The organism is Stenotrophomonas genospecies 3 (assembly GCF_054473855.1).
In genome coordinates, this window is sequence record NZ_JBTMUR010000022.1 from 1 (window position 1) to 13,564 (window position 13,564).

The 13,564-nt window shown below is 65.8% G+C and carries 15 protein-coding genes; 7 read left to right on the top strand and 8 right to left on the bottom strand.

The features are described from left to right. Positions 1-116: 116 nt before the first annotated feature. The gene (locus tag ACX9OT_RS20600; RefSeq protein WP_005409107.1) at positions 117-1,148 is read right to left on the bottom strand and encodes a LysR family transcriptional regulator; all 1,032 of its coding nucleotides are present in this window, start codon (positions 1,146-1,148) and stop codon (positions 117-119) included. A gap of 147 nt (positions 1,149-1,295) precedes the next feature. Here ACX9OT_RS20600 and ACX9OT_RS20605 point away from each other — a divergent pair, with 147 nt between their 5' ends. The 6 genes from ACX9OT_RS20605 (at position 1,296) to ACX9OT_RS20630 (ending at position 9,123) form a co-directional block, all read left to right on the top strand. Next, positions 1,296-1,535, top strand: coding sequence for a hypothetical protein (locus ACX9OT_RS20605; protein WP_459003492.1), 240 nt, complete (start codon positions 1,296-1,298; stop codon positions 1,533-1,535). Continuing rightward, complete coding sequence (locus tag ACX9OT_RS20610; protein WP_459003494.1) at positions 1,529-2,290, top strand: SDR family NAD(P)-dependent oxidoreductase; 762 nt, start codon at positions 1,529-1,531, stop codon at positions 2,288-2,290. Before ACX9OT_RS20605 ends, ACX9OT_RS20610 begins: the two co-directional genes overlap by 7 nt. Before the next feature lie 91 nt (positions 2,291-2,381). Continuing rightward, complete coding sequence (locus ACX9OT_RS20615) at positions 2,382-3,608, top strand: efflux RND transporter periplasmic adaptor subunit (protein WP_032128263.1); 1,227 nt, start codon at positions 2,382-2,384, stop codon at positions 3,606-3,608. Between the two features lie 127 nt (positions 3,609-3,735). Further along, positions 3,736-6,906 carry an efflux RND transporter permease subunit gene (locus ACX9OT_RS20620; RefSeq protein ID WP_032128264.1) on the top strand — a complete coding sequence of 1,057 codons (3,171 nt, stop codon included), beginning with the start codon at positions 3,736-3,738 and terminating at the stop codon, positions 6,904-6,906. A 64-nt stretch (positions 6,907-6,970) separates the two neighbouring features. After that, positions 6,971-7,708, top strand: coding sequence for an SDR family oxidoreductase (locus tag ACX9OT_RS20625; protein WP_012510730.1), 738 nt, complete (start codon positions 6,971-6,973; stop codon positions 7,706-7,708). Continuing rightward, the gene (locus ACX9OT_RS20630) at positions 7,702-9,123 is read left to right on the top strand and encodes an efflux transporter outer membrane subunit (protein WP_459003497.1); all 1,422 of its coding nucleotides are present in this window, start codon (positions 7,702-7,704) and stop codon (positions 9,121-9,123) included. Before ACX9OT_RS20625 ends, ACX9OT_RS20630 begins: the two co-directional genes overlap by 7 nt. A 41-nt stretch (positions 9,124-9,164) precedes the next feature. Here ACX9OT_RS20630 and ACX9OT_RS20635 read toward each other — a convergent pair whose 3' ends face one another. Beyond that, complete coding sequence (locus ACX9OT_RS20635) at positions 9,165-9,542, bottom strand: VOC family protein (protein WP_154263208.1); 378 nt, start codon at positions 9,540-9,542, stop codon at positions 9,165-9,167. A gap of 141 nt (positions 9,543-9,683) precedes the next feature. Here ACX9OT_RS20635 and ACX9OT_RS20640 point away from each other — a divergent pair, with 141 nt between their 5' ends. Next, the gene (locus ACX9OT_RS20640; protein ID WP_180844920.1) at positions 9,684-9,944 is read left to right on the top strand and encodes a hypothetical protein; all 261 of its coding nucleotides are present in this window, start codon (positions 9,684-9,686) and stop codon (positions 9,942-9,944) included. Between the two features lie 19 nt (positions 9,945-9,963). Here ACX9OT_RS20640 and ACX9OT_RS20645 read toward each other — a convergent pair whose 3' ends face one another. The 6 genes from ACX9OT_RS20645 to hchA form a co-directional block, all read right to left on the bottom strand. Beyond that, positions 9,964-10,818, bottom strand: coding sequence for an endonuclease/exonuclease/phosphatase family protein (locus tag ACX9OT_RS20645; protein ID WP_459003500.1), 855 nt, complete (start codon positions 10,816-10,818; stop codon positions 9,964-9,966). A 138-nt stretch (positions 10,819-10,956) separates the two neighbouring features. Next, on the bottom strand, positions 10,957-11,202 hold the full coding sequence (locus ACX9OT_RS20650; RefSeq protein ID WP_049400327.1) for a hypothetical protein: 246 nt from the start codon (positions 11,200-11,202) through the stop codon (positions 10,957-10,959). A gap of 24 nt (positions 11,203-11,226) precedes the next feature. Continuing rightward, positions 11,227-11,466 carry a hypothetical protein gene (locus ACX9OT_RS20655; RefSeq protein WP_317217777.1) on the bottom strand — a complete coding sequence of 80 codons (240 nt, stop codon included), beginning with the start codon at positions 11,464-11,466 and terminating at the stop codon, positions 11,227-11,229. A 135-nt stretch (positions 11,467-11,601) separates the two neighbouring features. After that, positions 11,602-11,835, bottom strand: a complete 234-nt coding sequence (locus ACX9OT_RS20660) for a hypothetical protein (protein ID WP_032128272.1) — start codon at positions 11,833-11,835, stop codon at positions 11,602-11,604. Between the two features lie 87 nt (positions 11,836-11,922). Further along, on the bottom strand, positions 11,923-12,627 hold the full coding sequence (locus ACX9OT_RS20665) for a PA1136 family autoinducer-binding transcriptional regulator (protein WP_049423583.1): 705 nt from the start codon (positions 12,625-12,627) through the stop codon (positions 11,923-11,925). A gap of 5 nt (positions 12,628-12,632) precedes the next feature. Beyond that, complete coding sequence (gene hchA / locus ACX9OT_RS20670) at positions 12,633-13,505, bottom strand: glyoxalase III HchA (protein ID WP_459003503.1); 873 nt, start codon at positions 13,503-13,505, stop codon at positions 12,633-12,635. Positions 13,506-13,564 lie beyond the last annotated feature (59 nt).

Sequence of the window (13,564 nt, forward strand, 5' to 3'; positions counted from 1 at the left end):
TCGATCCGGCCATGCTGAAGGTGGGTCAAGCCTGCTTCCAGCAGGCTTGACCACGAACATAGGATCTCGACTCTACGGAATGCCGGTAGATCCACGCCATGCGTGGATGCTTCCGGTCATGCGGCCGAAGCGGCCACCTTCTCCAGAATCCGCTTGCCGCTGCTTTCCAGCGCCGCGTCTTCCTTTTCCTTCTGCTGCTGCGCCAGCTTCGCGCCCGGGCACTGCGCCAGCATGTAATTGGCGTCAAAGTTGAGCTTCTCGACCAGGAAGTCGACGAATGCACGCACCTTCGGCGAGACCAGGCGGCCACCGGCGAACACGGCGTTGAAGTCCACTTCCGGGCCAGTCCAGCCGGCCAGCACGCGGCGTACCATGCCCGACTCGACGAACGGCTTGGCCATCACGTCGCCGGTCAGCAGCAGGCCTTCGCCGCACACCAATGCACCATTCAACGCAGACATGTCGTTGGCGGTCATCAGCGGGGTAACAGGGAAGTCGCGCAGCTCGCCGCCGTTCTCGCCCAGCTGCCAGGTGAAGCGCGGCGAGTTGCCGGTGTGGTACGGCTTGCGCATCGCCAGGATGCGATGGAACTGCAGCTCTTCCGGATGCAGCGGCTCGCCATAGCGCTCGATGTAGGCCGGGCTGGCGAACACCTGCGTGCGCAGGCTGCCCAGCTTGCGTGCCACCAAGTTGGAATCGGGCAGGGCACCCACGCGCAGGGCCAGGTCCGCCTCACCTGCAATCAGGTCCAGCTTCTCGTTGCCCATGTGCATGTCCAAGCGGATCTCTGGGTACTGCGCATGGAACTGGCCCAGCAGCGGTGCAATCCAGGTGATGCCGATCGAGTAGGGCACAGTGAAGCGCAGCCAGCCGCGCGGACCGGACTGCAGCTGGCTCACCGCGCTCTCGGCTTCTTCCAGTTCGCGCGCGATGCGCTGGCAATGTTCGTGGTAGATCGAACCCGCTTCGGTCAGGCCGAGGCGGCGGGTGGTCCGGTGCAGCAGGCGCGCACCCAGGCGCGTTTCCAGCTCCTGCACTTTGCGACTGACCGTGGTCTTGGGCAGGCCGAGCGATTTGGCAGCGGCAATGAAACTGCCTTGCTCGACCACTTTGACGAAGATCAGCGTCTCGTTGAGATCGTGGGACATGGTCTGGGATCCTGGACGTCGGGGATGGGACAATCGTGACAGAACGATTGGACCGGGAGCGGGATGATTATTCCCCTTAATCAGGACTAATCAAGTAAAGGTTTGAGGTCTATCGTGGCGCCATTCGTTATTTGGAGCCCGTCCGCCATGAGCCTGCGCAACATTCTTGCCCGTCTCCGGAACGCCGGCCAGAGCACCCTGGACCTGGCAATGACCGTTGAAGTCCGCCCGAGTTCCTTGGTACACAAGGACTTTCGTGAGTTTACCGCGCCGATGCGTCAGCAGCGTGGCGGTGCCATCCGCCTGGCCCCGCACAAGGGCGACCGGCTGCGTCGAATCGGGACTATCCCGGATTTGGGAGGAAATGTCCCGCGAATGGGATGCTGACGCCCAAAGTCCTGGTCCTCGGCGGCACCGGTGCCGTCGGCCAGGGCGTGGTTGGCGCACTGCTGGAAGCCGGCAGCCCGGTGCTGGTGGTCGGTCGCGACCCGGGCCGGCTGGCGGCGCTGCATGAGCAGTTCGCCGATGAGCCGGGCCTGGAGACGCTGCTGGGTTCGCTCAGCGATGACGGCTCGGCGCGCGCACTGGCCGAACGCATCGCGCATCGCCCGCGTCCGCTGGCGGCAGTGATCGCCGCAATGGGCGGCCCTTACCGTCGCGGCCGGGTGACTGACCGCAACGGCGATGAACTGCTGGGCGCGATGCAGGCCGATCTGATGCCGCACGTGCACGCAGTGCGTCATCTGCTGCCGCTGCTGCAGGACAACGTGCATGCGCGCCGCTACGTGATGATCGGCAGCCCGGCCAATGCCAAGCCATGGGCGGGCTACGGCGAAACCTCGATCACCACTGCGGCGCTGCGCATGTACGCGCAGGTGGTGCACCAGGAAGCCCAGGCATTGGGCGTGCGCGCGCAGATGCTGGAAGTCTGCAGCCCGGTGTGTACGCCGGCCAACGCGGCCAATGCCTGCATCGAGTGGCCCAGCTCACTGCTGGTCGGCCGTCGCGTGGTCTCCCTGCTCGACGGCTGCCGCGACAACCGCGCCATCGTCCGCTGCGACAGCAGTGATGCCGAACTGCCGCGCGGCCTGCTGCACCTGGACGTTCCTCCCCTGTGGCGCGATACCGCAGGCGTCGCTTGACCTCGACCATGGTTGAGGTCGCAGGATACGCCGCCTGTTTTTGCAACACGTTCTCATCTAGCTGTACCACCCCTCCGTACGGATGCATGCCATGACTTCCCCCAATTCCACCCCACATCGTTTCGGCCATCGCATCGCGATGGTCGGCGTGTCGATCCTCGCCGCAGCCGTGCTGGCGGCCTGCAGCGGCGGCCACGCCGAAGAAGCCGGTGCACCGCCGCCGCCGCAGGTCAGTGCTGCACCGGTGCTGGTCAAGCAGGTCAGCCAGTGGGACGAGTTCAGCGGCCGCGTCGAAGCGGTACAGAGCGTTGAACTGCGCCCGCGCGTGTCCGGCTACATCGACAAGGTCAACTACGTCGAAGGCCAGGAAGTGAAGAAGGGCGAAGTGCTCTTCACCATCGACGCGCGCAGTTACCAGGCCGAGTACGATCGCGCCGCTGCCGAACTGGCCCGCGCCCGCACCCAGGCCACGCTGGCCCGCAGTGAATCCGAGCGTGCCAAGCGTTTGTCCGAGCAGCAGGCCATTTCCACCGAGACGGCCGAGCAGCGTCGCGCTGCGGCTGACCAGTCCGGTGCCGCCGTACAGGCGGCCCAGGCTGCGCTGGATGCGGCCCGCCTCAACCTGGAGTTCACCAAGGTGCGTGCGCCGATCGACGGCCGTGCCGGCCGCGCGATGGTCACCGCCGGCAACCTGGTCACCGCCGGCGACAGCGCCAGCGTGCTGACCACGCTGGTCTCGCTGGACACCGTGTTCGTCTACTTCGATGCCGATGAAAGCACTTTCCTTCGCTATGCGCAGATGGCGCGCAAGGGTGAACGCCCGAGCGAGCGTGACAGCGATCTGCCGGTGAAGGTCGGTCTGTCCGGCGAAGAGGGTTACCCGCATTCGGGCAAGGTCGACTTCCTCGACAACCAGGTCGCCCGCAGCACCGGTACCATCCGCGTCCGCGCGCTGCTGGACAACGCCGATCGCCAGTTCACGCCGGGCCTGTTCGCCCGCGTGCAGCTGCTCGGCAGCGGCCAGTTCCAGGCCCTGCTGATCGACGAGAAGGCCGTTCTGACCGACCAGGACCGCAAGTATGTCTACGTGGTCGACAAGGATGGCAAGGCCCAGCGCCGCGACATCCAGCTCGGTCGCACCGCTGATGGCCTGCGTATTGTCGAGCACGGCCTGGCCGCCGGCGACAAGGTGATCATCGACGGCGTGCAGAAGGTCTTCATGCCGGGCATGCCGGTGCAGGCCAAGGCCGTGGCGATGCAGCCGCAGGCTGCGCCACCGGCACCGGGCCGCGATGCCACCGCCGCGCTGAACCACTGATCCGCCGTCTCCTGATCCGCGTCCCCGCTTAGCTGCCGGCGCCAGCAGCAGCCTTCCCTGCCTTCGTCATCTCGGCGAGGGGCGGGGAGGCTGTTGCCCGCCGAACGCCTTTCCCAGGAATTCCTCCATGGACTTTTCCCGTTTCTTCATCGACAGGCCGATCTTCGCGGCGGTGCTGTCGATCGTGATCTTCGCCGCAGGCCTGATCACGATTCCAATCCTGCCGATCAGCGAGTACCCGGAAGTGGTGCCGCCGTCGGTGGTCGTGCGCACGGTGTATCCGGGCGCCAACCCCAAGGTCATTGCCGAGACCGTCGCCACGCCGCTTGAAGAGGCGATCAACGGCGTCGAAGGCATGATGTACCTGAAGTCGGTCGCCGGCTCGGACGGTGTGCTGCAGATGACCGTCACCTTCCGCCCGGGCACCGACCCGGATGCGGCGGCGGTGAAGGTGCAGAACCGCGTGGCGCAGGCGCAGGCGCGCCTGCCCGAGGACGTGCGCCGGCAGGGCGTGACCACGCAGAAGCAGTCACCGACCTTCCTGATGGTGGTGCACCTGACCTCGCCGAACGGCAAGTACGACACCCTGTACCTGCGCAACTACGCCCGTCTGCACGTCAAGGATGCGCTGGCGCGTATTCCGGGCGTGGGTGACGCGCAGATCTTCGGTGGTGGTGACTACGCCATGCGCGCCTGGCTGGACCCGGACAAGGTCGCCTCGCGCGGCCTGACCGCCAGTGACGTAGTGCGCGCCATGCGTGAGCAGAACGTGCAGGTCTCGGCCGGCCAGCTCGGCGCCGAACCGCTGCCGAACAGCCAGTTCCTGACCCTGATCAATGCCCAGGGCCGCTTGAAGACTGAAAAGGAATTCGGCGACATCGTGCTCAAGAGCGGTGTTGATGGCGAGATCGTGCGCCTGGCCGATGTGGCCCGCCTGGAACTGGGTGCCGGTGACTACACCCTGCGTTCGCAGCTGGACGGCAAGAACGCGGTGGGTATCGGTATCTTCCAGTCGCCGGGTGCCAATGCACTGGAGATCCGTGACCAGGTCATCTCGACGATGGACGAGATGCAGAAGACCATGCCGGCCGACGTGAAGTACGAAGCCGTGTATGACACCACCATCTTCGTGCGCGACTCGATCAAGGCCGTGGTTTCCACGCTGCTGGAAGCGATCGCGCTGGTGGTGCTGGTGGTGATCCTGTTCCTGCAGACCTGGCGTGCGTCGATCATTCCGCTGATCGCGGTGCCGGTGTCGGTGGTCGGTACTTTCGCCGCGCTGTACCTGCTGGGCTTCTCGATCAACACGCTGAGCCTGTTCGGCCTGGTGCTGGCGATCGGCATCGTGGTCGATGACGCGATCGTGGTGGTGGAGAACGTCGAGCGCAACATCGAAGAAGGCCTGTCGCCCACCGCCGCGGCCCACCAGGCCATGCGTGAGGTGTCCGGCCCGATCATCGCGATCGCGCTGGTGCTGTGTGCCGTGTTCGTGCCGATGGCCTTCCTGTCGGGTGTCACTGGCCAGTTCTACAAGCAGTTCGCGGTCACCATCGCCATCTCCACGGTGATCTCGGCGATCAACTCGCTGACCCTGTCGCCGGCCCTGGCCGCGCGCCTGCTGAAGGCCCATGGAGCGCCGAAGGACGGCCCGAGCCGCTTGATCGACCGCCTGTTCGGCTGGGTGTTCCGTCCGTTCAACCGCTTCTTCAAGTCCAGTTCGGAGAAGTACGAGCGTGGCGTGGCCCGCATCCTCGGCCGTCGTGGTGCGGTGTTCGTGGTTTACGCGATCCTGCTGGTCGGTACCGGTGTGATCTTCAAGCTGGTGCCGCCGGGCTTCATCCCGACCCAGGACAAGCTGTACCTGATCGCGGGTGTGAAGTTGCCGGAAGGTTCGTCGATCGCGCGTACCGATGAAATGCTGCGCAAGGTCGCCAAGATCGCCCAGGAAACCGATGGCGTGGCCCACACCATCTCGTTCCCGGGTTTGAACGCGCTGCAGTTCACCAACACGCCGAACACCGGTGTGGCGTTCATTCCGCTCAAGCCGTTCGCCGAGCGCCATGGCCGTACCGCCGCGCAGATCAACGCCGAGATCAACCAGAAGATCGCCGGTCTGCAGGAAGGCTTCGCCTTCTCGATGATGCCGCCGCCGATCCTCGGCCTGGGCAACGGCAACGGCTACCAGATGTTCATCGAGGACCGTGGCAACCTGGGTTACGGCGCGCTGCAGAATGCTGTACAGGCGATGCAGGGCACCGTTGCGCAGACGCCGGGCATGGCCTTCCCGATTTCCAGCTACCAGGCCAATGTGCCGCAGCTGGATGCCGAGGTCGACCGCGTCAAGGCCAAGGCACAGGGCGTGCAGCTCACCGAACTGTTCGACACGCTGCAGACCTACCTCGGCTCGGCCTACGTCAACGACTTCAACCAGTTCGGCCGTACCTGGCAGGTCATCGCGCAGGCGGACGGTCCGTACCGCGAAACGGTCGAGGACATCGGCAAGCTGCGTACCCGCAATGACCGCGGCGAGATGGTGCCGATCGGTTCGATGGTCACCATCAAGCAGACCTTCGGCCCGGACCCGGTGCTGCGCTTCAATGGCTATCCGGCGGCGGATCTGGCCGGTGAAGCCGACCCGCGCCTGCTGTCTTCGGCCGAGGCGATGAACAAGCTGACCGAGATCGCCGGCAAGGTGCTGCCGGTGGGCATGACCACCGAATGGACCGACCTGAGCTACCAGCAGGCAACCCAGGGCAAGGCCGCCTTCATCGTGTTCCCGGTGGCGATCATGCTGGCCTTCCTGGTGCTGGCCGCGCTGTACGAGAGCTGGTCGCTGCCGCTGGCGGTGATCCTGATCGTGCCGATGACCCTGCTGTCCGCGCTGTTCGGCGTGTGGCTGACCGGTGGTGACAACAACGTGTTCGTGCAGGTCGGCCTGGTGGTGCTGATGGGCCTGGCGTGCAAGAACGCGATCCTGATCGTCGAATTTGCCAGAGAGCTGGAGATGGGCGGCAAGGGTATCGTTGAAGCTGCGCTGGAAGCCTGCCGCCTGCGCCTGCGCCCGATCGTGATGACCTCCATCGCGTTCATCGCCGGCACCGTACCGCTGGTGCTGTCGCACGGTGCAGGTGCCGAGGTGCGCTCGGTGACCGGTATCACCGTGTTCGCCGGCATGCTGGGCGTGACCCTGTTCGGCCTGTTCCTCACCCCGGTGTTCTACGTGGCCCTGCGCAAGTTTGTCACCCGCAACGGTGGTGGCCAGCTGGTGCAGCACGGCGAGCCGACCATCCACCACTGACATGGAACCCCGTCGCCGCCGGTCGCTGGCCGGGGGCGGCTTCCCCCTCACGAGGCAAGAATCCATGAACTCTCATCAGAACAAGATCGCGCTGGTCACCGGCGCCACCCGCGGCATCGGCGCCGAGACCGTGCGCCAGCTGGCCCAGGCCGGCGTGCATACGCTGCTGGCCGGCCGCAAGCGCGAGACCGCCGTAGAGCAGGCGCTGAAGCTGCAGGCCGAGGGCCTGCCGGTGGAAGCCATCCAGCTGGACGTGACCGATGCCGCCAGCATCGCCGAAGCGGTCGAGCAGGTACGCCAGCGCCATGGGCGCCTGGACATCCTGGTCAACAACGCCGGCATCATGATCGAGAACCCGGCGCAAGCGCCGTCCGAACAGTCGCTGGATACCTGGAAGCGCACTTTCGACACCAACGTGTACGCACTGGTTGCGGTGACCCAGGCCTTCCTGCCACTGGTCAGGCAGGCCAAGTCCGGGCGCATCGTCAACGTTTCGAGCATGCTCGGCTCGCAGACCCTGCACGCTGATCCGACCTCGGGCATCTACGATTTCAAGATTCCCGCGTACAACGCCTCCAAGGCAGCGGTGAACAGCTGGACGCTGGCGCTGGCGCATGAACTGCGCAGCACCCAGATCAAGGTCAATACCGTGCATCCGGGTTACGTGAAAACCGATATGAACGGCGGACACGGCGAGATCGAAATCAGCGAAGGCGCGCGCTCCAGCGTGCAGATGGCACTGATCGGCCATGAAGGCCCGAACGGCAGCTTCACTTACCTGGGCGAGGTGCTGCCATGGTGATCCGTACGTTGGCGATGGCCGTCTCCAGTCTGGTGCTGGCAGGCTGTGTCAGCGTCGGCCCGAACTACAAGGCCCCGGTGCAGGAACCGGTGGTGCTGCAGGGGGCGCAGCAGCCGGTGTTCAGCACCACCTCGCCGGTGGCCAGCTGGTGGGCGCAGTTCGATGATCCGGTGCTGGAAGAGCTGGTGCACGGTGCACTGTCGGACAACCTGGACCTGCGCGTGGCCGTGGCCCGCGTCAGCCAGGCCCGCGCGGTGTTCGTCGAAAGCCGCTTCGACCAGGCGCCCCACGTTACCGCGGGCGGCAGCTACGATCGCCGCAAGCAACCCGATCCGCAGCTGGGTGGGCAGCGGGTGTTCAGTGAAAGCTACCAGCTCGGCTTCGATGCGGGCTGGGAGCTGGATCTGTTCGGCCGCAAGCGCCGTGCTGCAGAAGCCGCGCGTGCCGACCTCGACGCCGAGCAGGCCAACCTGGCCGACGCACAGGTACTGGTCGCCGCCGAAGTGGCACGCAACTACTTCGAGCTGCGCGGCACACAGAAGCGCATCGCCGTGGCCCAGCACACCCTGGTCAATCTGCGCGAGACGCAGAAGCTGACCGAGGCACGCTGGGAGCTGGGCGCCGGCAGCGAGCTGGACGTGCAGAGCAGTCGTGCGCGGCTGAAGGCGATCGAGGCCGACATTCCGCTGCTGGAAGTGGCCGAAACGCAGTCGCGCAACCGTCTGGCCGTTCTGCTGGGCCAGCGTCCGGAAACGCTGACCGCCATGCTTGCGCCGCACGAAGTGCCGGCATTCGCCAAGGCGCTGCCGCTGGGCGATACCCGCGAGCTGCTGCGCCAACGCGCCGACGTGCGCGTGGCCGAGCGTCGTCTTGCTGCCGCTACCGCGCGGGTGGGCGTGGCCACGGCGGATCTGTTCCCGCGGCTGTCGCTGTCCGGTTTCGTCGGCTTCCTCGGTGGCGATGCCAGTGGCCTGGTCAATGGCAACAACAAGGCCTGGTCGCTGACGCCGTCGCTGAGCTGGGCGGCCTTCGATTTTGGCACCGTGCGTGCACGCCTGCGTGCCAGCAAGGCCGAGGCCGAAGGCGTGGCAGCACAGTATGAGCAGACGGTGCTGCTGGCACTGGAAGACACCGAGAACGCGCTGACCCGCTATTCCAAGCAGCAGGCGCGGCTGGCGATCGTGGTCGAGCAGGCGCAGGCGGCACGCCGTGCCGAGTCGCTGGCGCAGATCCGCTATCGCGAGGGCTCGGAGGACTTTCTGACCCTGCTGGATGCGCAGCGTACGCAGCTGGCAGCCGATGATGCGTTGGCCGCGGCCGAGTCCGAGGTCAACGTCAGCGTGGTGGGCGTGTACAAGGCGCTGGGTGGTTGGGGTCAATCACCGCAGCCGCCGAGTGTGGCGCAGGTGCAGTAACCGCAGGGGACGGAAGCAGTGGCTTCCGTCCCTTTCTTCTTTCAGGGCCAGCGATTGGCCGGTACCTCGCGCTCGCGCATGCGCACGATGCAGAAGCGATGGCCGGTCGGTGCTTCCATCACCCACCACCGCTTGACGAAGCCTATCCGCCGCGCGCCGAGCTTCTCCAGGCGGTCGGCCTCGGCGTCGATGTCGTCACTCTCGATGTCCAGGTGCACCCGTGAAGGGTGATTGACGCGTTGCACCTCCACGTTCAGGCCTGCGGGCGCGCCCTGCAGGTCGGCGTACTCGGCGCCGTCTTCGGCATAGGCGGGCTGCGCCTGCAGGCCGAGCGCGGCGGACCAGAAGCGGGCACCTTCGTCGGCGGGAATGCCCTCGCAATCGATGATGAAACCGGCCAGGCGGCTCTGGTGTGCCATGCCTTTCTCCACAGTTCGGGAACGGGGGCAGGGTAGCGCGGTGTGTGCTGTGGACGTTGTCACAGTCGTGACGTTTCTGACTCTGCCGGAAGCCGTGTCCGCCGTGTAACTAGTGGGGGCAGATTCCAGGGAGTAAAGACGATGAGCGATGACAGGCGGGATACCCAGCGCATGCTGTTTGGCGACCCGGGGCCACCCGGCGCGGGCCTTTCGGTGGCGGTCGTTGTGCTGCTGGTGCTGGCGACGATGGCCGCTGCGATCGGTTTCCTGCGACTGCCTGATCCGATGCTGGGGCTGGGCCTGATCGGCGTTGCCGTGTTCCTTGCTGTCGGCGCCCGCATCTGCCAGGCGCGCAACCAGCACCTGGCGTTGTACCGGCTGTTGTCGCGGCAGCCGCGGTAGCCACGGCGGCCGCGGAGATTCAGTGCTTCGGCCAGTCCAGCTCGACCACCAGCGGGAAGTGATCCGACGGCAGCACGCCGTCGATGCGGCGGTCATCGGTGAGGAAACTGCGGGCATGGAAGCCGCGCACCAGCACCCAGTCCAGCTGCACGGTGGCCTTGCCGGTGAAGTCGTGGAAGGTCAGGCGTGGTCCCTGCGGTGCATTCACCTGCGTGCGTGTGTCCTGCAGCAGGCGGGTGAATGCCTTGTAGGTGTCACCGCCGGGCTCGCTGTTGAAGTCACCGGTCAGGACCACCGGCAGGTCGGCAGGCAGGGCTTGCAGGCGCTTGCCGATCAGCTCGGCACCCTTCACCCGGCGCGGTTCGTCCTCGTCGCGGTAGGGCAGGTGGGTATTCATGAAGTAGAAACGGCGGCCATCGTCCAGGCGCCGGAACAGGGCCCAGGTGACCATGCGCGGGTACAGGTTGCCCCAGGTGATGCTGCCGGGTACTTCGGGCGTATCGGATAACCAGAAGTTGCCGGATTCCTCGATGGCCAGCACCTTGCTGTCGTAGAACACGCCCATGTGTTCATCGCCGCTGCCACCGCGGCGGCCTTCACCGAACCAGCGGTAGCCGGGCAGATGCCCGGACAGGAAGTCGGCCTGTTCCTTCACCAGCTCCTGCGTGCCGATCACGGCCGGGTGTGCATCGAGGATGACCTTGACCATGGCATCGCGACGGTCCGGCCAGCGCTTGCCCGGTTCGGTATCGGCCGGGGTACGGACATTGAACGACATCACTTTCAGTGGCGCCGGCGCAGCAGCCCAGGCGACGGCAGGCAGAGCAAGCGCCAGCAGCGCATACAGCGCAGGGCGACGGAAACGCGACAACATCGTGGAATCCCTCCATTCCATGAAAACGGTTTCATGAAGCATGCCATGGACGGTGGGGTCGGCGATATGCCGGGATGGGCGGATGGAAGATGCCGGGCGGGCGGTGAAGGTCCCGCCCGGCGGATCGCGGGGGCGCGATCAGGGGTCGTAGATCATCCCGTTCTCGTCACGGTTGTAATGACTGGTGACTTCGCGGGAGCCGTCGTCGTAGACCACGTACGACGTGCAGCGCTGATGGAACACGTTGCCAGCGATGCGGAAGGGCACACACTCTTCCTGGACCTCGATGACCTCGGCAGCCGTTGTGGTGGCGACGGGGGCCAGCATCAGCACGGCCAGCACGGTGGCAAGCGAACACACCGATACGCCTTTATGCAGTCTCATTCCCACACTCCTTGTCGATGAGGATTACATCAGATACGGGTTGCCGTATTCGTCGATCCAGTACTCGGTGAGGAAAATCTCGCCGTCCGCATCGGGCATGGTCACGATGCAATGCTGGTGGATGCGGTAGCGCTCCACTTCAAATGGTTCGCAGCGCGTCACGCTGCCGGGTGGGCTGGTTACCCCGGCGTTGGCGTTGCCGCTCGACATCATTCCAGCGAAGGCTACGGCCAGTGCGGCCATCGAGGCCAGGTGCAGTTTCATGGGCATCATCCTTGTGTCTGCAATCGCGCATCTGCGCGGTGTCGTGCAACTACCCCCCGGTAGAGCATGCGCCCGAGTGGCAGCCGCTGCATGCGCGCCGGCCCGGCGGGCGGCCCGGCGCATTCCCCTGCCGGCTCAGTCGCGCAGGTAAGGGTTGCCGTACTCGTCGATCCAGTACTCGGCTTCGTACACGTTGCCGAACTCATCGGTGTAGGTTTCCGTGCAGTGCTGGTGGACCCGGTTGTGGTCCACTTTCACCGGCACGCACGAAACATTTTCTTTCGGTCCCCCGGCATTGGCGTCCGCCACCGGAGCCAGGGTTGCCGTTGCCATCACCAACGCGGCCATCGCGGCCAGTTGCAGTTTCATAAGCATCGTCCTTGCTTTCTGCAATCGCGCACATGCGCATGGCGTGTGTAACACGCGAACCAGAGCGCCGGAAGTGTCTTGCCCGGATCAGTCCTCGATCTCGCCGCGCCGACTGGCAGCACGCACCGCCTGCGCGGTGGTTGCCACGCCCAGGCGCTGGCGCGCGCGTCGCAGATGATTCTCCACCGTACGGGCGGAAAGTCCCAGCGTGGCCGCGATTTCCGCTTGGCGACGGCCGGCGGCGACCCAGCGCAGCACCTCGCGTTCGCGCGTGCTCAACGCACTTCCGGAAAGCTCGGTGGGCGTCTCGGAAAGCCGGCGTGCGGCACGGAATGCTGCAGCTGCAGCAGCATCCAGCAGCAGTCGCGCGCTGGCCGATGCATCGATCGCTGTCCCGGCAAAACTGATCGCGCCTTCCAGCCCTGTGGTGCCGAACACCGGCACCTGCAGACCGTGCAGGCCTTCACCACGTGGCTGCTTTACCACCTGATAGCGTTCGCCGCGAACGCCCTGGCGCTTGCTCCAGAAGAACGGCGCGTCACTGTCCAGAACGTGGCGATTGACCGGACAGGCGTGCAGGTAGCGCGCGAGGTCGGTAGTGCTGCCGTCGCCGAACCAGTCGCCCTCGATCCAGTACACGCGCTGGGTACCGCGTTCCAACCCTGTGCCGGTGGCGAACACCAGCACGCGGTCGTAGCCCAGCGGTGCAGAGATGCCGCGTAGTACCGCGCCCACCGCACTCAGTGAGCGGGCGCGTTCCAGTTCCAGCAACGCCTGCACCAGATCGCTCACGCCAGTCAGCGCCCGGCCAATGCGTCGAGCAGCGTGCGCGCGGCCAGCTTGCCCAGCGCATTGCCGGCCAGCGGGCTGTCGCCGGTCAGCAACAGGCGGTCCTGCAGCACGCTGCCATCGATGCCGTCGTTGACGATCTGCACGCCCTGCTGCGCCAGGCGCTCACCGAAGAACCACGGCAGCTGCCCGGGCATGTAGCCGATCTCCGGCGTCTGCCGGTCCATCGCATCGGGGAGGGCACAGATGCGGTAGCCGCGGAACAGCGAACCACCGTCGGCCTCGTCAACGCCTGCGGCCAGCAATGCGGCCGGGCCGTGGCAGAGGGTGATGATGTGACGTTGCTCGGCCATCGCCCAGTGCAGGGCCGCCTTTACCGCGCGACTCTGCGGCAGTCCGATGAGGGCGCCGTGGCCACCGGGAATGAACACGGCTGCATAGTCCGACGCGGCATCGAGGCCTGCCACCACCTCTTCCAACGGCAGTGGCTGGCGGAAGCGGGCTTCGTAGCGGTCGTACAGTCCGCCGATCTCCTTGTCCTCATGCGGGAACGCCCACCACTCGAACTTGGCGGCGTTGCCGGACAGCGTGGCCACATCGATGTCGAAGCCGGCCTTGTCCAGATGGTACATCGGCAGCAGGGTTTCCACCGGATGGTTGCCGGTGGAGAACAGGTGGCCGTTGGCGGTGGGCAGATAGCGTTCGTCCGCAGCGATCATCAGCACCTTCCAGCGGCCATCGCGGCGCGCGTCGGGATAGTCGGCGGCGGACAGGTCGCTCTTCGCCGATGTGAACTGTGACAGCGAGTACGGCGACGGGAAGAAGGCGTCGCGCTCGGCCGGATCGGGGCTGGGGTGGCGGCTGGGCTCTTGCGTGTTCATGCGGACCTCCAGTGGGGTAGTGGAGCCAGCATAGAAGGGCGGATGCGTACAGGCGATGA